18 protein-coding genes are annotated in these 19,732 nt (G+C 72.2%); 10 read left to right on the forward strand and 8 right to left on the reverse strand.

All coding sequences use genetic code 11. The features are described from left to right. The first annotated feature begins 73 nt into the window (after positions 1–73). The 7 genes from cysD to QUY26_RS07990 all read left to right on the forward strand — a co-directional run bounded on the left by cysD (position 74) and on the right by QUY26_RS07990 (position 7,080). Entirely contained in the window at positions 74–1,045 is a 972-nt protein-coding gene (cysD, locus tag QUY26_RS07960; RefSeq protein WP_436840291.1) for a sulfate adenylyltransferase subunit CysD, read from the forward strand. Between the two features lie 2 nt (positions 1,046–1,047). Beyond that, positions 1,048–2,403 (forward strand): sulfate adenylyltransferase subunit 1, encoded by a 1,356-nt coding sequence (locus QUY26_RS07965; protein WP_289944528.1) that lies wholly within the window; start codon positions 1,048–1,050, stop codon positions 2,401–2,403. Between the two features lie 233 nt (positions 2,404–2,636). Further along, on the forward strand, positions 2,637–3,764 hold the full coding sequence (locus QUY26_RS07970; RefSeq protein WP_289944531.1) for an ABC transporter substrate-binding protein: 1,128 nt from the start codon (positions 2,637–2,639) through the stop codon (positions 3,762–3,764). 44 nt (positions 3,765–3,808) lie between these two features. Beyond that, entirely contained in the window at positions 3,809–4,624 is an 816-nt protein-coding gene (locus tag QUY26_RS07975; RefSeq protein ID WP_289944533.1) for an ABC transporter ATP-binding protein, read from the forward strand. After that, a complete protein-coding gene (locus QUY26_RS07980; RefSeq protein ID WP_289944535.1) occupies positions 4,611–5,537 on the forward strand; it encodes an ABC transporter permease in 927 nt (308 codons plus the stop codon). Before QUY26_RS07975 ends, QUY26_RS07980 begins: the two co-directional genes overlap by 14 nt. Positions 5,538–5,542: 5 nt before the next feature. Further along, positions 5,543–6,337, forward strand: a complete 795-nt coding sequence (locus QUY26_RS07985) for a sirohydrochlorin chelatase (RefSeq protein ID WP_289944536.1) — start codon at positions 5,543–5,545, stop codon at positions 6,335–6,337. A 206-nt stretch (positions 6,338–6,543) separates the two neighbouring features. Next, a complete protein-coding gene (locus tag QUY26_RS07990) occupies positions 6,544–7,080 on the forward strand; it encodes a GNAT family N-acetyltransferase (RefSeq protein WP_289944538.1) in 537 nt (178 codons plus the stop codon). 25 nt (positions 7,081–7,105) lie between these two features. Here QUY26_RS07990 and QUY26_RS07995 read toward each other — a convergent pair whose 3' ends face one another. Then, entirely contained in the window at positions 7,106–8,107 is a 1,002-nt protein-coding gene (locus QUY26_RS07995) for a ketopantoate reductase family protein (protein WP_289944541.1), read from the reverse strand. 88 nt (positions 8,108–8,195) lie between these two features. Between QUY26_RS07995 and QUY26_RS08000 the strand changes: the two genes are divergently transcribed. Then, complete coding sequence (locus QUY26_RS08000; protein WP_289944543.1) at positions 8,196–9,125, forward strand: transglutaminase-like domain-containing protein; 930 nt, start codon at positions 8,196–8,198, stop codon at positions 9,123–9,125. On the opposite strand, the gene QUY26_RS08005 is transcribed toward QUY26_RS08000, so the two are convergent. The 3 genes from QUY26_RS08005 to QUY26_RS08015 all read right to left on the reverse strand — a co-directional run bounded on the left by QUY26_RS08005 (position 9,097) and on the right by QUY26_RS08015 (position 11,342). Continuing rightward, a complete protein-coding gene (locus QUY26_RS08005) occupies positions 9,097–9,516 on the reverse strand; it encodes a nuclear transport factor 2 family protein (protein ID WP_289944545.1) in 420 nt (139 codons plus the stop codon). The two genes, QUY26_RS08000 and QUY26_RS08005, sit on opposite strands and share 29 nt — an antisense overlap. Next, positions 9,509–10,060, reverse strand: coding sequence for a DUF1697 domain-containing protein (locus QUY26_RS08010; RefSeq protein WP_289944546.1), 552 nt, complete (start codon positions 10,058–10,060; stop codon positions 9,509–9,511). Before QUY26_RS08010 ends, QUY26_RS08005 begins: the two co-directional genes overlap by 8 nt. Before the next feature lie 73 nt (positions 10,061–10,133). Next, entirely contained in the window at positions 10,134–11,342 is a 1,209-nt protein-coding gene (locus QUY26_RS08015) for a S8 family peptidase (RefSeq protein ID WP_289944548.1), read from the reverse strand. Positions 11,343–11,837: 495 nt separating this feature from the next. Here QUY26_RS08015 and QUY26_RS08020 point away from each other — a divergent pair, with 495 nt between their 5' ends. After that, complete coding sequence (locus tag QUY26_RS08020) at positions 11,838–14,117, forward strand: MMPL family transporter (RefSeq protein ID WP_289944550.1); 2,280 nt, start codon at positions 11,838–11,840, stop codon at positions 14,115–14,117. Here the strand turns inward: QUY26_RS08020 and QUY26_RS08025 are convergent. Continuing rightward, on the reverse strand, positions 14,026–14,826 hold the full coding sequence (locus QUY26_RS08025) for a YczE/YyaS/YitT family protein (protein ID WP_289944552.1): 801 nt from the start codon (positions 14,824–14,826) through the stop codon (positions 14,026–14,028). The genes QUY26_RS08020 and QUY26_RS08025 overlap by 92 nt on opposite strands. Before the next feature lie 110 nt (positions 14,827–14,936). Between QUY26_RS08025 and QUY26_RS08030 the strand changes: the two genes are divergently transcribed. After that, complete coding sequence (locus tag QUY26_RS08030) at positions 14,937–16,397, forward strand: PLP-dependent aminotransferase family protein (RefSeq protein WP_289944553.1); 1,461 nt, start codon at positions 14,937–14,939, stop codon at positions 16,395–16,397. Positions 16,398–16,514: 117 nt separating this feature from the next. Here QUY26_RS08030 and QUY26_RS08035 read toward each other — a convergent pair whose 3' ends face one another. The 3 genes from QUY26_RS08035 to QUY26_RS08045 all read right to left on the reverse strand — a co-directional run bounded on the left by QUY26_RS08035 (position 16,515) and on the right by QUY26_RS08045 (position 19,651). Then, positions 16,515–17,669: a CDP-alcohol phosphatidyltransferase family protein gene (locus QUY26_RS08035; RefSeq protein WP_289944554.1), complete on the reverse strand. Its 1,155-nt coding sequence runs from the start codon at positions 17,667–17,669 to the stop codon at positions 16,515–16,517. A gap of 277 nt (positions 17,670–17,946) precedes the next feature. Beyond that, a complete protein-coding gene (gene mgt / locus QUY26_RS08040) occupies positions 17,947–19,188 on the reverse strand; it encodes a macrolide-inactivating glycosyltransferase (RefSeq protein WP_289944555.1) in 1,242 nt (413 codons plus the stop codon). Positions 19,189–19,261: 73 nt separating this feature from the next. Further along, positions 19,262–19,651, reverse strand: a complete 390-nt coding sequence (locus QUY26_RS08045; RefSeq protein ID WP_289955579.1) for a MarR family winged helix-turn-helix transcriptional regulator — start codon at positions 19,649–19,651, stop codon at positions 19,262–19,264. Positions 19,652–19,732: the final 81 nt, after the last annotated feature.

A 19,732-nucleotide genomic window follows, 5' to 3' on the forward strand; every position in this document is an offset into this window, starting at 1 on the left:
CCCGGCCGCGGACAGGCACGATGCCGGCACCTCCGCGCCGCGCGGGCGGAGAAGCGAACAAGAGGGGTACAGCGTGACGACCGCCGCGAGTGTTCATGACGGCACCGGCAACTCCGGTGACGCCGAGGGAAGTCCGGCGAGCGACAGCCCGTACGCGCTGTCGCACCTGGACGCCCTGGAGTCCGAGGCCGTGCACATCTTCCGTGAGGTCGCGGGCGAGTTCGAGCGGCCGGTGATCCTGTTCTCCGGCGGCAAGGACTCCATCGTCATGCTGCATCTGGCGCTGAAGGCCTTCGCCCCGGCGCCGGTTCCCTTCGCGCTCCTGCACGTCGACACCGGGCACAACTTCCCCGAGGTCATCGACTACCGCGACCGGGTGGTGGCCGAGCACGGCCTGCGCCTGCACGTGGCGTCCGTGCAGGACTACATCGACCGCGGTGTGCTGCGCGAGCGCCCCGACGGCACCCGCAACCCGCTGCAGACGCTGCCGCTCACCGAGAAGATCCAGGCCGAGCGGTTCGACGCGGTCTTCGGCGGCGGACGGCGCGACGAGGAGAAGGCGCGCGCCAAGGAGCGGGTCTTCTCGCTGCGCGACGAGTTCTCGCAGTGGGACCCGCGCCGCCAGCGTCCGGAGCTGTGGCAGCTCTACAACGGCCGGCACGCGCCCGGCGAGCACGTCCGGGTGTTCCCGCTGTCCAACTGGACCGAGCTGGACGTGTGGCAGTACATCGCCCGCGAGTCCATCGCGCTGCCGGAGATCTACTTCGCGCACGAGCGGGACGTCTTCAAGCGCTCCGGCATGTGGCTGACCGCGGGCGACTGGGGCGGCCCGAAGGACGGCGAGCACGTCGAGCGGCGCCTGGTGCGCTACCGCACGGTCGGCGACATGTCCTGCACCGGCGCCGTCGACTCCGACGCGACGACGCTCGCGGCCGTGATCAGCGAGATCGCCGCGTCCCGGCTCACCGAGCGCGGCGCGACCCGCGCCGACGACAAGCTCTCCGAGGCCGCGATGGAAGACCGCAAGCGCGAGGGGTACTTCTAGCCATGACCAGCACCATCGACACCGCCGCCGGGGAACTCGCCGGTCTGTCCGCGACCACGCTGCTGCGGTTCGCCACCGCGGGCTCCGTCGACGACGGCAAGTCCACCCTCGTCGGGCGTCTCCTGCACGACTCCAAGTCGGTGCTCGCCGACCAGCTGGAGGCCGTCGAGCACGCCTCGCGCAGCCGCGGCGCCGAGGGCCCCGACCTGGCGCTGCTCACCGACGGCCTGCGGGCCGAGCGGGAGCAGGGCATCACCATCGACGTGGCGTACCGCTACTTCGCCACGCCCCGGCGCCGCTTCATCCTCGCGGACACCCCGGGCCATGTGCAGTACACCCGCAACATGGTCACGGGCGCCTCGACGGCCGACCTCGCGGTGGTCCTCGTCGACGCCCGCAACGGCGTGATCGAGCAGACCCGCAGGCACGCCGCGGTGGCGGCGCTGCTGCGCGTGCCGCACGTGGTGCTCGCCGTGAACAAGATGGACCTGGTCGGGTACGAGGAGACGGTGTTCGCGCGGATCGCGGAGGAGTTCACCGCGTACGCGGGCGAGCTGGGCGTCCCCGAGATCACCGCGATCCCGATCTCGGCGCTCGCCGGGGACAACGTGGTGGAGCCGTCCTCGAACATGGACTGGTACGGCGGCCCGACGGTCCTGGAGCACCTGGAGACCGTGCCCGTCAGCCACGACCTGACGAGCTGCCACGCGCGCCTTCCGGTGCAGTACGTGATCCGGCCGCAGACCGCCGAGCACCCGGACTACCGCGGCTACGCGGGCCAGATCGCCGCCGGCGCCTTCCGGGTCGGCGAGTCGGTCACCGTGCTGCCGTCGGGCCGGACCTCGAAGGTCGCGGGCATCGACCTGCTCGGCAAGCCCGTGGACGTGGCGTGGACCCCGCAGTCGGTGACCGTGCTCCTGGAGGACGACATCGACGTCTCACGGGGTGATCTGATCGTCCCGAGCAGTGATACGCCGTCCACCAGCCAGGACATCGCGGCGACCGTCTGCCACGTCGCCGACACCCCGCTCGTGGTGGGCCAGCGGGTGCTCCTCAAGCACACCACCCGCACGGTCAAGGCGATCGTGAAGCAGATCCCGTCCCGGCTCACCCTGGACGACCTGTCCCAGCACCCGAACCCCGGACAGCTCGTGGCCAACGACATCGGCCGGGTCCTGGTGCGCACCGCCGAACCGCTCGCGCTCGACGCGTACGCCGACTCGCGCCGCACCGGGTCCTTCCTGCTCATCGACCCGGCGGACGGCACCACGCTGGCCGCGGGCATGGCGGGCGAGGCCTTCGCCAAGGCCGAGGACGCCCACGGCGCGCCCGCGGACGACGAGGGCTGGGACTTCTGACCATGACCTCCATCGATGTGTACGCGACGTTCGCCAAGGAGGGCGGACGCGTCGGCAGCGGCGCGCTGGGCAGCGGGCAGGGCGGAGTCGCGCGATGTGCGTGCTGACGTACGCGCACCGCATGCGCGCCCGCACCCGCCGCCGCTCCTTCGCACGCAGACGAAGATCCGCCGAACTGCTCCCGGCCACGCCCTGAGGCTGTGACCGCCGGGCCAACGAGAGGAACACCTCCCGTGCTCGCCTACCGCTCGTCCCGCACCGCCCGCCGCCGCGGCGCACTCGGAGCCGCCGCGCTCCCCCTGCTCGCCCTGACCCTCTCCGCCTGCGGCTACGGCTCGGAGTCCGACTCCGACGACAGCGGCAAGGCCAAGATCGCCGCCAACGCGAAGAAGATCGAGGGCCTGGACACGGTGAAGATCGGGTACTTCCCGAACCTCACGCACGGCACGGCGCTCGTCGGCGACCAGGAAGGCATCCTGCAGCAGGAGCTGGGCGGCACCAAGGCGACGTACGCGCAGTTCAACGCGGGTCCCTCGGCGATCGAGGCGCTGAACTCGAAGTCCGTCGACATCGGCTGGATCGGCCCGTCCCCGGCGATCAACGGCTACGCCAGGTCCCAGGGCAAGAACCTGCGCATCATCGGCGGTTCGGCGTCCGGCGGCGTGAAGCTCGTGGTGAACCCGGACAAGGTGAAGTCCCTCGACGACGTCAAGGGCAAGAAGATCGCCACGCCGCAGCTCGGCAACACCCAGGACGTGGCGTTGCTGAACTGGGTGGAGGAGAAGGGCTGGAAGGTCGACGCCCAGAGCGGCAAGGGCGACGTCTCCGTGGTCCGCACCGACAACAAGATCACCCCGGACGCGTACAAGTCCGGCTCCATCGACGGCGCGTGGGTGCCGGAGCCGACCGCGTCCAAGCTGGTCGCCGAGGGCGGCAAGGTGCTGCTCGACGAGTCCGACCTGTGGCCGGACAAGAAGTTCGTGATCACCAACATCATCGTGTCGCAGGACTTCCTGAAGAAGCACCCGAAGGTCGTCGAGGCGGTCCTGCGGGGCTCGGTGAAGACCAATCGGTTCATCAAGGAGAACCCGCAGAAGGCGAAGGCCGCGGCCAACGCCAAGCTGAAGCAGCTCTCCGGCAAGGCGCTGCCCGACGAGGTCATCGATCCGGCGTGGAAGTCGATCCAGTTCACCGACGATCCGCTGGCCGCGACGCTCGACACCGAGGCCGACCACGCGGTGAAGGCGGGCCTGCTCGACAAGCCCGACCTGAAGGGCATCTACGACCTGAGGCCGCTCGGCAAGGTCCTGAAGGCGGCGGGCGGGCCCGCGGTCGACGACGCCGGACTCGGCGTCCAGTAGGCAGAAGTCCAGAGCCGGTTCAGGGATCCCAGGAGGTGACGACCATGGCCACCACGCTCACCAAGTCCACGTCCGCGCAGTCCGCCGATGCCGCTGTCGGCGAGGTCACGACGCTCGACGTGGCCGCGCGCATCGAGCACGTCTCGAAGTCCTTCGCCACACCGGCGGGGCAGCAACTGGTCCTCGACGACATCACGCTCGACGTCGCGCGCGGCGAGTTCGTCACCCTCCTGGGAGCCTCCGGGTGCGGCAAGTCGACGCTGCTGAACCTCACGGCCGGGCTCGACCGGCCCACGGCGGGCAGCATCGCCACCGACGGGCGGCCCGCCCTGATGTTCCAGGAGCACGCGCTGTTCCCGTGGCTGACCGCGGGCAAGAACATCGAGCTCGCCCTCAGGCTGCGCGGCGTGCCGAAGGCCGAGCGACGGGAGAGGGCCGAGGAACTGCTCTCCCTGGTCCGCCTCGGGGGCGCCCACGGCAAGCGGGTGCACGAGCTGTCCGGCGGCATGCGCCAGCGTGTCGCGCTGGCCCGCGCCCTCGCCCAGGACAGCCAGCTCCTGCTGATGGACGAGCCGTTCGCGGCCCTCGACGCCATCACCAGGGACGTCCTGCACGACGAGCTGATGCGCGTCTGGCGGGAGACCGGCGTCTCGGTCCTGTTCGTCACGCACAACGTCCGCGAGGCGGTGCGGCTCGCCCAGCGCGTCGTGCTGCTCTCGTCGCGGCCCGGCCGGGTGGCGCGGGAGTGGCGGGTCGGCATCGAGCAGCCGCGGCGCATCGAGGACGCGGCCGTCGCGGAACTCTCCGTCGAGATCACCGAACAACTGCGTGGGGAGATCCGCCGACATGGGCAGCACTGACACGACGACGCCCGCGACATCGGGCGGCCCGGGGCAGGCGGAAGGGCCGGCGGACGCGCACGACCTGGCCGGTCTGGAGGCGGGCCTGGACGCCCTGGACACGGTGCAGACGCGGCGCGCCCCGCTGCGCGAGACCCTGGTCCAGAAGGTCCTGCCGCCGATCACCGCCGTCGTCCTCGTCCTCGTGGTGTGGCAGATCCTGGTCTGGGCGAAGGTCACCGACAGCTACAAGCTGCCCGCGCCGTCGGCGGTGTGGGACGAGGTCGAGGCCGCCTGGCGACAGGGCACCCTGCTCGACTACATCTGGACGAGCGTCGAGCGCGGCCTGTTCGGCTTCCTGATGGCCCTCGCCATCGGCACCCCGCTCGGCCTGGTCGTGGCCCGGATCCGCTTCGTGCGGGCGGCCATCGGACCGATCCTGTCCGGCCTGCAGTCGCTGCCGTCGGTGGCGTGGGTGCCGCCCGCCGTGATCTGGCTGGGTCTGAACGACTCCATGATGTACGCGGTGATCCTGCTCGGCGCGGTGCCCTCCATCGCCAACGGCCTGGTCGCGGGCGTCGACCAGATCCCGCCGCTGGTCCTGCGGGCGGGCCGCACCCTCGGCGCCCGAGGCCTGCGCAACGCCTGGCACATCGTGATGCCCGCGGCACTGCCCGGCTACGTGGCGGGCCTGAAGCAGGGGTGGGCGTTCTCCTGGCGCTCCCTGATGGCCGCCGAGATCATCGCGCAATCCCCCGACCTGGGCATCGGCCTCGGCCAGCTCCTCGAAGCGGGCCGCACCAACAGCAGCATGTCCCAGGTCTTCCTCGCCATCCTGCTCATCCTGATCGTCGGCATCGCCATCGACCTGCTCGTCTTCAGTCCCCTCGAGCGGTGGGTGCTGCGCAGCCGCGGCCTGCTGGTGAAGAGCTGATCCCCATGCGCGCTCCGTACCGTCCCGTCCTCCTCGTCGTCGCCCACGGCAGCCGGGATCCCCGGCATGCCGCGAGCGTGCGGGCGCTGCTGCGCACCGTGCGGGGCCTGCGGCCCGGCCTCCGGGTGGAGGTGGGGTTCCTCGACTTCAACACCCCGTCGGTGCCGGCCGTCCTGGACTCGCTCGCCGAGGAAGGGGTGCGGGACGTCGTCGCCCTGCCCCTCCTGCTCACCCGCGCCTTCCACGCGAAGGCCGACATCCCGGCGGTCCTGCGGGAGGCACCGCCGGGCCTGCGGGTGCGGCAGGCGGGGGTGCTCGGTCCTTCGCCGCTGCTGCTCGCCGCCCTTGAGACACGCCTGTACGAGGCGGGGCTCGACCCCGCCGACAAGCCCACGACCGGGGTCGTCCTGGCCTCGGCGGGCTCCACCGACCCGGAGGCGATCGCAGTGATCGCTGACATCGCGCGGGAGTGGCGGCACACCGGTTGGTGCGCCGTGCGGCCTGCGTTCGCCTCCGCGACTCTTCCCCGCACGGAACAGGCGGTGCGCCTGCTGCGGGGGACGCCCGGGGTACGCCGGGTCGCCGTAGCGCCCTACGTCCTCGCCCCGGGCTTCCTGCCCGACCGGATCGCCCGGGGCGCGGCCGAGGCGGACGTCCTCGCGGACGTCCTCGGGGACTCCCCCCTGGTCGCCCGCCTCCTCCTGGACCGCTACGACTCGTGCCGCCGCTTCGCGGCGGACCCCTCCCACCCGGCCACCCGCACGGGGAACATCACGGCACCGCTACGAGCCGCGGGCTGACCACCGGTCCAGGAAGGCGCGCCCCACCAGGGGCGCCGACCGACCCTGGCGCGCCGGTGAGCCGGCAAGGGGCGCGGGGAACCGCGCACCGAGCCCCCACCGGCCCGCAGGCGACCACCAACCCACCCCACCCTGACCTGATCTTGCCCAGGCCCCCGGCCAGAAACCGCTTGCGGGGTTCCCGACCCCCCAATACCGTCTCGCGGATGACGTCCGAGCCCTTCTGCCCCGAACTGCGGTCCGAGCGCCTGCTGCTCTCCGCCTATACCGCGTCCGACGAGTCGGACTTCATAGCGCTGTTCCAGGACGAGACCGTGGGCCGCTGGTTCGGTGAGGGGACGCGCAGCGCGGAGGCGGACCGAGCGCTGTTCGCGCGGCTGTTCAGCATCGTGTACGAGGAGGAGCGCTTCCCCGTGTGGGCGGTGCGGCACGAGGGCCGGTACGCGGGCCACGCGGAGATCAAGCCGTCGCCCGAGCCGTGGCTGGACGGACACGAGATCGTGTACGGCCTCTCCCGGGACAGCTGGGGGCTCGGCCTCGGCACGGAGCTGGCACGCCTGCTCACCGACTACGGCCACCGCACCATGGGCCTGGCCGAGGTGCACGCGACCGTCGACGCCCTGAACACGCCGTCCGTGGCCGTCCTGAAGCGGCTCGGCTACACACAGGGCCGCGAGGTCCGCGAGGACGACGGGAGCACGACGCTCCAGTTCACCTCGCTCGCGGCTCACTGGCCGACGTGACCGCGTCCCCGCGCCGCCCCGCGGGCTACTCCTTCTCCACCAGCCCCACCAACTCCGCCACCGCCATGGACCCCGCCTGCCTGCGCCGGCGCGCGAACTCGTTGGCGAGGCGCCGCAGTACGTCGTTCACGGGGGTCGGGACGCCGTGCAGGCGGCCGAGGAGCACGATCTCGCCGTTGAGGTAGTCGGCCTCGATGGTGCCGGTGCCGCGGCTGAGGCTCTGCCAGGAGGAGCCGCCGCCCCGGGGCGTGCCGGGGAGCGGTTCGAGGGTGACGCGGTCGCCGCGCGCCGCGCGCTGCTCCCGCTCGCCGACCGCCTCGATCCCGGCGGCGGCGAGGACGGCCTCGCCCTCGGCGCGGGCGCGCCGCACCAGGGCGTGGGCGCCCTCGTCGGCGAGGGGCCCGGTGAGGGCCTCGACGGCGTTGGCGAGGTTGCCCAGGAGCTTGCCGTACTTCCATCGCATCACGTCGTCGACCACGGGCGCGACCAGCTTGGCGCTCTCCAGGTCGGCGGCGATCCGGCGGGCCGTGTCGTCCGCGCCCGTCGGGTAGCGGCCGAGGTGGAGCACTCCGGTGGCGGGGGCGCCCGCGGCGGAGACGGTGCCGGGCTCGACGTAGGTGGCGGGCAGGAACACACACATGCCGTACACGTGGCGGAAGCGGCGCAGCGCCATCCGCTCGCTCTCGACGCCGTTCTGCGCGCAGACCAGCGGCAGCGCCTCGGCGGCGGTGGTGCCGCCCGCGACGGGACGGTGGGCCCAGGCGTCGAGGGCGGCCTCGGCGTCCTGGGTCTTCACGGCGAGGACGAGCACGTCGTCGGCGCGCAGTTCGCCGAGGTCGGCGGGGTCCTGGACGACGGGCGGCCGGTGGGTGCGGGTGCCGTCGGGCGTCCTGAGGGTGAGCCCGCGTTCCCGCAGCGCCTCGTGGTGCGCGCCGCGCGCGACCAGGACGACCTCGTGCCCCGCCTCGGCGAGGCGCCCGCCGACGCTGCCGCCGATGGCCCCCGCTCCGATCATGATGTAGCGCATGGCGCGAGCCTCGCACAGCGAACGGGTGAACGGTCAAGATCTTTCCGTATCTTGACCTTGCCCCAGGGACAGACTTCAGGCTCCCGGCATGGACAGCGACTATCTGACCCAGAGCCCGTACACCGACCCCGGCCCGCACCTCGACGCCCTCCTCGGTCCCGCCCCGCTCCCCCGGGACCCGGCCGCGCTCGCCGCCCTCGTGCGGGGCGTCGTCCTGCATCGGGAGGAGGGCGCCAGGTTCGGCCACGCGGTGCCCGAGGAGCGGATGCGCGAGGACGCCGAGTCCCGGTACGCCGCCGAACTCCTGCGGATCCTCGGCGAGCGCGGCGCCACCGCGCTGACCGAACCCCGTGAGCCCGCGGCGCGGTTCGTGGGCACCTGCCGTGACTTCGCGCTGCTGCTGTGCTCGCTGCTCCGGGCCACCGGCACTCCGGCGCGGCTGCGGTGCGGCTACGGCACGTACTTCCAGGCGGGGTTCCACGACAACCACTGGGTGACCGAGTTCTGGGCGGCCGGGCGCGGCTGGGTCCTCGCCGACGCGCAGCTGCTGGTGGACGTCACGCTGGGCCGTGGTCTGTACGACATCGACTTCGACCCCATGGACGTGCCCAGGGAGCAGTTCGTGGTGGGCGGTGAGGCGTGGCGGGCGTGCCGGGAGGGGCGGGCGGATCCGGACACGTTCGGGGTGAGCACCGTCCCGGAGATCAAGGGGCTCGGCCTGGTGCGGTCCGACGTGGTGGCGGACCTGGCGGCGCTCGGCGGTGTGGAGGCGTTGCCGTGGGACGGCTGGGGCGTGATGGAGAAGGGCGAGGAGGAGGTCACGGCCGCGGACCTGGCGCTCCTCGACGAGGTGGCCGCCGTGACCTCGGCCGCCGGGCGGGCCGCGGACGCCCGGCGGCCGGACGCGGTGCGCCGGCTGCTCGCGGACCCCCGCCTCGCCGTCCCGGACCGGGTCGTCTCGCACACCACGTACGGCGGGACGCGGGTCGTCAGTCTGCCGGGGGCGGCTCGGCGGTGAACGGGGTGCCCTGATGGAACCAGAGCAGCCAGCCCTCGTCGGTGCGCCGCCACAGTGAACTGCGGTGCGCCAGACGGCCGTTGGTGTCGGTGTCGAACGTCAGGTGCACCACGCCCTCGGCGATCTGGACGCCCCGCATGCGGGAGGTCGTGGTGGGGCGGCCGCCGGGCTCGGGCCGGGCGGTGAGCACCTTGACGATCGACTCCCGGTCCCAGCGGGCGCCGGACGCGCCGAACTCGGTGAACTCCGGGTGCAGGAGCGCGCCGAACAGCGCGGGCGAGGCGCGCACTTCGGGGTCGAGCAGGCGCAGCTCGTTCTCGATGGCGGCCTCGACGGCGGGCGAGCGGCCGGGCAGATCGGGCAGGCCGGACGTGGCGGACGTGTCAGGCATCGGTCAGCTCCACGAGCTTGGTGACGGTGTTCCAGTTGCGGCTGGTGGCGATGAGCCCCTTGGTGAGCGCCGGGCGCGCCAGGGCCTCGGCGAGCTCGGAGCGGCCGAGGCCGTCGGGGGCGTACAGATACAGGACGCGGTCGCCGAGCCGGAACTCCTCCGGCAGGAAGGCCGCTTGGTCGAGGGCGGTGAACCGGGCGGCGTCGACGGGCGCGGAGAAGTAGGTGGCGTGCAGCTGCCTGCCTTCGAGCGTGTCGGCGGGGAAGGGGCAGCCGTCGGCCACGGCCTTCAGATACGCGGCGTCGCGCACCAGGACGTCCACGTGGAAGCCGAATTCCGCCGCCAGGGCCGCGGTCAGCTCGGCGGCCAGGCTCTCCTCGTCGCCGTGGTCCGCGGTGAAGACGGCGTTGCCGCTCTGCAGGTACGTCCGTACGCCGCCGTGGCCGAGCCCTTCGAGGAGCGCGCGCAGGCGTGCCATGGGCACCTTCCTGCTGCCGCCCACATTGATGCCGCGCAGCAGCGCCGCGTAGATCTTCGTCGCCATGCGCACACGATAAGGCGGCCGCCGTGCCCCGTGGGGGTGGGCACGACGACCGCCGGCTTCTTCCGGGCCGTGACTACTCGACGACCTTCAGGAGCTTGTTGGGGGTGCCCTCGCTGGGGTTGGAGATCTTGTCCGGCGTGGCGCCGTCGGTCAGCGCCTTGGCGACGGCGTCGGGCGTGGCGTCCTTGTGGGCGCCGAGGTAGACGGCGGCGGCGCCGACGACGTGCGGGGTCGCCATCGAGGTGCCGGAGATCGTCTTGGTGGCGTCGTCGCCGGTGTTCCAGGCGGACGTGATGTCCGAGCCCGGGGCGTAGATGTCCACGACGGAGCCGAAGTTGGAGAAGTCCGACTGCTCGTCGTCCTTGGTCGAGGAGGCGACCGTGATGGCCTCCTCGACGCGGGACGGGGAGCCCTGGCCGGCGTCGCTGGACTCGTTGCCCGCGGCCACGCCGTAGGTGACGCCGGCGGCGATGGACTTCTTCACGGCCTCGTCCAGGGCCTCGTCAGCGCCGCCGCCGAGGCTCATGTTGGCGACGGAGGGGCCCTGGTGGTTCTTGGTGACCCAGTCGATGCCCGCGACGACCTGTTCGGTGGTGCCGGAGCCCTGGTCGTCCAGGACGCGGACGGCGACGATCTTCGCCTTCTTGGCGACGCCGTGCGCGTCACCGGCGATGGTGCCCGCGACGTGGGTGCCGTGGCCGTTGCCGTCGTCGGCGTCGTCGTCGTTGTCGATGGCGTCGAAGCCGGAGGTGGCGCGGCCGCCGAAGTCCTTGTGGCTGACGCGGACACCGGTGTCGATGACATACGCGGTGACGCCCTCGCCCGCGGCGTCGGGGTAGGTGTACTTCTTGTCGCCGGCCGTGTCGGCCTGGTCGATGCGGTCCAGGCCCCACGACGGCGGGTTGTCCTGGGTGGCGTCGATCGAGAACTTCTTGTTCTGCACGACCTTGTCGACGGCCGGGTCGGCGGCGAGGCGCTTGGCCTCGGTCTCGGACAGGCTCTTGGCGGCGAATCCGTTGACGGCCGAGGAGTAGTTGCGGCTGAGCTTGCCGCCGTACTCCTGCGCGAGGTCGGACTTGGCTTCCTTGTCCGCCTTCTCGTCGAGCAGCACGATGTAGCTGCCCTCGACGGCGCCCTTGGCGTCGGCGCCGTAGACCTTGCCCTCGGCGGGCGTCGACGCACCTGCGAACGTTCCCGCGAACACGGTGACACCGACCGCGGTGGCGGCGGTGGCTATCGCAGCGGTGAGCTTCATCGTGCGAGCGCGCTTGTGAGTTGCCATGAAGAGGGGTCTCCTCGTGGTGTGCTGTGGGGGGATGTGGGGGGTTTCAAAGCTTTTACGCCGTGCGCAGCCATGGCTGCGGCGCCCTGGGAACTCCGAAAGAACTGAAGATCTTTGGGCGTTGGGACGAAACCTTGTCTGAATGACGGGCGCAGATCAATACCTTCATACGCCTGTGACTTGTTCAACAAGGTTCCGTAATAACAAAAAGGGTTCGCAGTGGCAGATCGGACACGACGGAACGTATACATCCGTCGGCGGGGTTCCGGCGCCCCTGTCGCGGGCGGGTTTCCCGCGTGGGCGCGGCCGTCCGTCCCGAGTGGGTGTAGGTGCCAAGTCCCCGATAGATGTAGGGGGCTTGAGAGGATGTGTCTCCTCCCTCGGTCGGGCGGCGGTTCACCTGCGGGCACGATGAGGCCTCGGGCGTGCCGCCCTAGCGTCGTGAGCACGGGGCGGCAGGGTGCCGCCGCCGCACGACAGGGGGCGGGCGCCATCATGAGCAGCGCAGGGACACCCGTGCGGGGCTTCGCCGCGCGGGCCGGTGGCTGGAGCGCACGGCACCGGTGGGCGGCGGTCGGCATCTGGGTCCTGTTCGTCGTCCTCGCCATGGGCGTCGGTTCGGCCGTGGGCCGGGCCGAGTCGCGGGAGGGTGATCTCAAGGGCGAGACCAGCCAGGCGCAGCGGATCACCGACGACGCGGACGTGGAGGAGCCGACGGGCGAGACGGTGCTCGTGCAGGCCCGCGGCGGCGAAGGACCCAAGGCCACGGACCCGCGCTTCCGCGCCGCCGTCGACGACGTCGTCAAGGCCGTACGGGGCACCGGCGAGGCCTCGGCCGTCACCTCCCCGTACACGTCGGGCACGGTCTCCGAGGACGGCCGCAGCGCGCTCGTCCAGGTGGACCTGCGCGGTGACCCCGACGACTCCGCCGACCGCATCGAGCCGGTCCTCAAAGCGGTCGAGGGTGTGGCGGACCGGCACGAGGACGCGGGGCTGCGGATCGAGCAGATCGGCGGCGCCAGCATGGAGAAGACGTTCGACGACGCCTTCGGCAGCGACTTCGAGCAGGCCGAGTACTCCGCCGTGCCGGTGGCCTTCGGCATCCTCCTGATCGCGTTCGGCGCCCTGGTGGCCGCGCTGCTTCCGGTGCTGCTCGCGATGTCCGCGATCGTGGCGACGATGGGCCTGATGGCCCTGGTGAGCCATGTCCAGCCGATGAGCGACGTGGCGAACTCGGTGATGCTGCTCGTCGGGCTCGCCGTCGGTGTCGACTACTGCCTCTTCTATCTGCGGCGCGAACGCGAGGAGCGGGAGAAGGGCCGGGACGCGCAGACGGCGCTGCGGATCGCGGCGGCGACCAGCGGCCGCGCCGTGGTCGTCTCCGGCATCACGGTCTGCGTGGCGATGGCGGGCATGCTCTTCACCGGCATCACCGACTTCGAGGCGATGGGCCTGGCCTCACTGATGGTCGTCGCGGTGGCGATGGTCGGCTCGGTGACCGTCCTGCCCGCGCTGCTCTCGCTGCTCGGCGAGCGGGTGGAGAAGGGGCGGCTGCCGTTCCTGCGGCGCCGGGCCCGGGCCGGGCGGGCGGACGCGGGCGGGAGCAGGCTGTGGGGCTCCGTGGTCGGCGGGGTGCTGCGGCGGCCGGTGCTGTGGACGGTGGTCGCGGCGGGCGCTCTCGCGGCGATCGCGCTGCCCGCGCTCGGTATGAAGACCCAGGAGCTGACCCTGGACCAGGAGTTCGGTGACTCGCTGCCGATCGTGGCCACGTACGAGCGGGTGAACGAGGCGTTCCCCGGGGGCGCCGAGCCCGCCGAGGTGGTCGTGAAGGCGGCCGACATCGACGCCCCCGCCGTCACCGAGGCCATCGCCGACTTCCGGGAGCGTGCGGTCGGTTCCGGCGCGTCGAAGGGGCCGGTGGAGGTGACCCTGCACAAGAAGGAGAACGTGGCCGTCCTGAGCGTGCCGCTGGTCGGGGGCTCCGACCAGGACGAGGCGGCGAAGAGCCTCACCCTGATCCGCGACGAGGTGCGGCCCGCGACGCTCGGCCGGGTGGACGGCGTCGAGGCGCCCGTGACCGGACAGGTCGCCTCCTCCAAGGACTTCAGCGAACAGATCAGCTCGTCCGTGCCGCCCGTGTTCGCCTTCGTGGTGGTCTTCGCCTTCCTCCTGATGCTCCTCTCCTTCCGCTCCCTCGCCGTCGCGGTCACCTCGATCCTGCTCAACCTGCTGTCGGTGGGGGCGGCCTACGGCATCCTCGTCATGGTCTTCCAGCACGGCTGGGGCGCGTCGCTCGTCGGCGCGGAGGGCGTGGGCGCGATCGTGGCGTGGCTGCCGCTGTTCCTGTTCGTCATCCTGTTCGGCCTGTCGATGGACTACCACGTGTTCGTGGTCTCGCGGATCAGGGAGGCGCGGCTCCAGGGGCGTACGACCCGGGACGCGATCGCGCACGGCGTCGTCACCACCGCGGGCGTGGTCACCAGCGCGGCCGTCATCATGGTGGCGGTGTTCGCGATCTTCGGGACGCTGTCCATGCAGTCGATGAAGCAGATGGGTGTCGGTCTCGCGGCCGCCGTCCTCATCGACGCGACCGTGATCCGCGGGGTGCTCCTGCCCGCCGTGATGGCGCTGCTCGGCGAGCGGAACTGGTATCTGCCGCGCTGGCTGGGGTGGCTGCCCGACCTCACCCACGACGAGTCGGCACCCGCGGGGACCGCCCCGGCCGCGGCGCCGGAGCCGCCCCGTACGCCCACCGCGGCAGGAAGTACTGGGTGACGGGCCCCATCGCGAGGGCGTACAGCACGGTCCCCGCGCCCACGCTCCCGCCGAGCAGCCAGCCCACGGCGAGGACGGCGAGCTCGATCAGGGTGCGCACGAACCGGATGGAGCGCCCGGTGGCCGCGGCCAGGCCGGTCATCAGGCCGTCTCTCGGTCCCGGCCCGAGGCGGGCCCCCACATAGACCGCGACGGAGAGCCCGTTGGCGAGGATCCCCACGACGAGGAGGCCGATCCGGGTCCCGAGGCCCAGGTCCGCGGGCACCAGCCAGAGGCCGAGGTCCGACGCGTACGCCACGACGATCACGTTGGCGCCCGTGCCGAACCTCGGCCGCTGTCCGAGCGGGATCCACAGCAGCAGCACGAGCACGCCGACCACGGCGCTGACGGTGCCGAAGCTGAGCGGGGTGTGGCGCTCGACGCCCTGGTTCAGGACGCTCCAGGGGCTGACGCCGAGCCCGGCCCGGACGAGGACGCCGATGCTGAGTCCGTACAGGGCGAGGCCGAGGAGGAGTTGGGGCAGCCTGCGCCGGGGGCGCTCGGTGAGGGGCAGGTAGGTGAGCGCGGGTGGGGTGGGGGTGCGGGGGTCGGGGCGGTCGGGGTCGGGGTCGGTGTCGCGGCCGGGGTCGCGGCCGGGGTCGCGGCCGGGGTCGCGGCCGGGGTCGCTGTCAGTGCCGCGGCCGGTGTCGCTGTCGGCGGGGTGCCGCATGCCGGGGTGCCTCCACAGGTGTTCGGACGACGCATCGGCGCTCAAGGCCAATGGTGGCGAGTCTGTAGAGTGATTGGCCCGTAAGGCAGGGCCAATCCGGGGAGAGTGGTATGGCGGAGCGGGAGACGCGGGACCGGACCCTGGGCAGCCGCCAACTCGCCGCCCTGCTCCCGGACCCGGCGGGGGCCCGGCCCGCGTACCGGCATCTGGCGCGGGCGATCGGCGCGCTGATCCTCGACGGCCGGATCGCGCTGCACGTCCGGCTCCCCGCCGAACGGGAGCTCGCCACGGCCCTCAACACCAGCAGGGCGACGATCACCGCGGTGTACGACCTGCTGCGCGAAGGCGGCTACGCCCGCAGCAGACGAGGGGCGGGTACGTGGACGGCGTTGCCCGAGGGCCGGGCACCGCACGGCGTCAGCCGGCACCTGCGGCCCCACGACAGCGCCATCGACCTGGCCAGGGCCGCGCCCGCGCTGCCCGAACAGGTCCTCGTCGACGCGCTCGCCGAGGTCACGCCCCGCCTCGCCGAGCACACCCGCATGCCCGGCTACCACCCCTACGGCCTGCCCGAGCTGCGGGCCGCCGTCGCCGAGCGGTTCACACGGCGGGGCCTCGCGACCGTGCCGGACCAGGTCCTCGTGACCTCCGGCGCGCAGCACGCGCTCACCCTCGTCCTCGGGCTGCTGTGCCGCCCGGGCGACCGGGTGCTGGTCGAGAACCCGTCGTACCCGAACGCCCTGGAGGCGATGCGCCGGGCCCGGCTGCGGACGGTGTCGGTGCCGGTGACCGACACCGGCTGGGACGTGGAGATCGTGGAGTCGACGCTGCGTCAGGCGGTGCCCCGACTCGCCTACCTGATCCCGGACTTCCACAATCCGACGGGCTGTCTGCTGCCCGCGGCAGACCGGGCGCGGGTGGTCCGGGCCGCGCACCGCTCCGGGACCTGGCTCGTCGTCGACGAGTGCCTGGCCGAGCTCGCGCTCGACGTGCCCGCGCCCGCGCCGCTCGCCTCGTACGCCGGCCCCGACGCGGGCGGCGAGGTCATCACGGTGGGGTCGATGAGCAAGACGCACTGGGGCGGTCTGCGCATCGGCTGGCTGCGGGCGTCCTCGCGGCTCGTGACCGAGCTGGCCGGGCAGCGCGTCGCCACCGACATGGGCGGCTCGGTCCTTGACCAGCTCCTGGCCCTCGCCCTGCTCGACCGCCCCGGGGAGTTGCTGTCGCTCCGCGTCGAGCAGCTCCGCGAGCAGCGCGCCGCCCTGGCCGCCGCGCTCACCGAGCACGTGCCCCAGTGGACGTGGCGGCTGCCGTCCGGCGGCCTGTCCCTCTGGGTCGACCTGGGCGCGCCGATCGCATCGGCGCTCGCGGAGCGGGCGCTCGATCACGGCGTCCGGATCGAGGGCGGCGGCTGCTTCGCCCCCGACCCGGGCCTGTTCGAGCAGCGCCTGCGCATCCCGTACACCACGACCCCGGACACGCTGCGCGAGGCGGTCCAGCGCATGGCGAGGACGCTCGCCGACGGACTGCCCCGGACCCCGGCCGACCGCAAGCCGCACTGGATCGCCTGACCGTTGCGGTGCGCGCCCCGCTGGGACGCGGGGCGGGGCCCCTGTGCGGCTCCGCCGCGTGGGTGCGACCAGCCACCGACGGCCCGCGGCGTGAGCGCCTCGCCTCCAGCGAGGCGCTCACGCCGCCGTCGTGACCTTGTTCTGCTCGAACGAGTCCAGCGTCCGCGCGAAGTCGCGGGTGGAGAGCAGCAGCTTGTAGATGATGGCGAGTTCGAAGACCAGCAGCAGCGCGCCGGACACGATCGTCGCGGGGATCACCACGTCGAACAGCGGGCCGATGATGAAGACGCCCATCTGGAACTCGATGCCGCTGACCAGGTGCGTACGGATACGGTGGCGCAGCAGGAAGGAGCGCGCCCGCAGGTACGCGGGGAACTTGCCGCGGAACTCCTGGTGCAGGTCGATGACCTGGGCCTTGCGACGCCGACGGCCCGCCGCGGCGGGGTCACCGCCCTCGACGCCGCCCTCGACGCCGTCCTCGGTGCCGCGCTCCGTGCCGTGCTCGGCACCCTGGTCGAAGCCGGCCTCCGCGGGACCCTCGGCGGCCCCGAACTTCCCGGCGGTGAACGGAGCGTCGGCGTACCCGGCCGCCGCGCCCACGCCCTCGGCCGCCTCGGCCCGCTCGTGCCCTTCGGCCTTCGCCCGCTCCAGGTCCTGCTCCACGTCCGCCTCGGGGTTGTCCCGCAGCAGGTCCTCCATGAAGGCGAGCTCGGCGGCGTTCTCGGCCCGCCGGGCGGCCCGGACGCGGGCCTTGATCTGCTTGCGCATGGTGTACCGGATCTTGAATATCTCCAGCGAGTTGATGTACCGGAGCGTGTCGAGGAAGACCACGGCGACCGCGAGCCAGATGTAGGTCTCGTCGTGCGTGCGCGCGTACTGACCGCCCATCAGGGCGACCCCGCACACCATCACCCGGATGCGGTCGAAGACGAAGTCGAGCCAGGCGCCGAAGACGGAACCCTGCCCGGTCAGCCGGGCGACCTTCCCGTCCATGCAGTCGAGCACGAAGCTGAAGTGGTAGATCACCGCGCCGAGCACCAGCCAGCGCCAGTCACCGAACGCGAAGCACACCGACGAGGCGAGCCCCAGCACGAACGCGCCCCAGGTGATCTGGTTGGGCGTGATTCTCGTGTACCGCGCCGTCAGCCGCACGAGCGGCGTGGCGAGCGGGTCCACGAGGATCACGGTCCACCACGCGTCGCGCTTCTTCTGGGTGATGCGGCGCACCTCGGCGAGCGGTGGCACGTCGGGGCGCTCGAACTGTCGTGACATGGGTCAACTTCCTGGCGTTCGAATGAAGTTCATCTCACGCTAGGTAGCCATTCATGGAAGGAACAAGCGCTTACGTACGCAACCTTCGGGCAGGGTTATGGGTCACACAGACGTACCCGGTCCATGGCCAAGCCAGGATGAACCCGCGTTATGCGAGCGTTATCGAATGACCGGGCCGTTATCGAAAGACGTCGCGGAGCGTTACGTCACACCGGGCCGGCACTCCCCACACTCATGCCGAAGTGCCCCCAACTCCCCTTGAAGCACCACCAAAAGGTCATCGCTCCCCACCCGTGTCCTTCACAGCGCCGCCACGCGCGGCCCGCACAATCTCCTCCTCGATCAGATCGGCCGCCATCTTCGTGCCGCCCTCCCCCGCCATGCCCGCGCGCACCTCGTCGAGCCTGCGGGCGACTTCGGGGTCGGCCACGATGTCCAGGACCGCCGCGCGCAGCGTCTCGGCGTCGGCCTCCTCCATGGGCAGGTGCCGGGCGACCCCGAGCCCCTGGAGCATGTCCGCGTTGCCGAACTGGTCGACGGCCTGGGGCACGGCGACCATCGGCGTCCCCGTGGCGAGGCCCTCCTGGCTGCCGCCCGCGCCGGCGTGCGTGATGAAGGCGTCGGCCTCCTTGAGGATCGCCAACTGCGGCACCCAGCGGTGCACTTCGACGTTGGCGGGCACGTCACCGAGGTCGGCGACGTCGACGTGCTTGCCGATCTGGAGCACCATGTGCCAGCCGGGCAGGTCGCCGAAGGCCTCGACGCACGCGCGGTAGAACCCGGGCTGCTTGGTGAACGCCGAGCCGAGCGACACGAGCAGCACCTTCTCCGCGCCCTCGGGGCGCCGCCACTCCCCCTGCGCGGCGCGGTCGCCCTGGCAGGCGCCGACGAAGGTGTGCACGCTCTCGTCGACCCGGTCGGCGTGGGGCTGCAGCGCCTTGGGGATCAGGACGAGCGAGCGCGGCGGGCGGCCGACGAACGGGTCGTGGTGCTGGGTGATCCCGTTCTCCGCCAGCCAGGCCTGGAAGCGCGCGAAGTACGCCCGGCCCCGCTCGGTCTCCCGCAGTGGGGCGTAGAGCGGCTCGCCGACCTCCTCCTCGTACCCCTCCCAGGCCACCAGGTTCGGCGAGAGGGAGATCTCGGGGACGCCCCAGCGGCGGGCGAGCACGCGCGCGGGGTAGGACGTGATGTCGTGCAGGACGATGTCCGGCTCGTCGCCCTCGTACGCCGCGAGGAGCTGCGGCAGCGCGTTGATGGCGTCGTTCAGGAACGGCTCGATGTTGTCGATCAGGGTGTCGCCCCAGGCCTCCGGGTCGGCGTCGGGGCCCGGGAGCGTGGTGGTGTAGAGCACGGGTTCGGCCCCGGTCTCGGCGATCTTCTCCTCGAAGGCGTGCGGGATCGCGTACGTGACGCGGTGGCCGCGGGCGACGAGTTCCCGGATCACTTCGAGGCTCGGGTTCACGTGCCCGTGGGCGGCGATGGAGAACATGGCGATGTGGGCACGCTGCGGTGTGGTCATGCCCCGACCCTAGGCGAGACGATACGTATCGTGCAATCCATTTCTCGCGCCGGGCCGACGCACGGGCCCCGGGTCACTCCCCGGGCACTCCCGCGTTGTACCGCAGCAGATACTCCGCGAAGCGCTCCAGGTCCGGACCGCTCCAGTCCGCGAGCCGCTCCCGGAACGCGACGCGGCGGCTGTCGGTGACCTCCCTGAGCAGCCCCGTGCCGCGCTCGGTCAGATGCAGCACCTGCACGCGATGGTCGTCCGGATCGAGGCGCCGCTCCACCAGACCGGCCTTCTCCAGGGCCCCCACCTGCCTGCTGATCGTCGACTTGTCCAGCGTGTAGTACGCCGCGAGGTCCGTCGCGCGGCAGCCGCCCCGGTCCTCCAGGTGGCTCAGGAGCGTGAAGGACACCAGTGACAGCTCGGGGTGCATCCGGGCGGCACTGGCTCGCGCCCGCCGCGCGAACGCCGTCATCTCGCGCTGGATGATCTCGATCGGCCCGTCCCGGCCCGGCTCGCCCTCGGTCACGGTTTCCGCCTCCTCCGCGAATGGTTG

Origin of the sequence: Streptomyces flavofungini (assembly GCF_030388665.1) — a bacterium.
In the GTDB taxonomy this organism is placed as follows: domain Bacteria; phylum Actinomycetota; class Actinomycetes; order Streptomycetales; family Streptomycetaceae; genus Streptomyces; species Streptomyces flavofungini_A.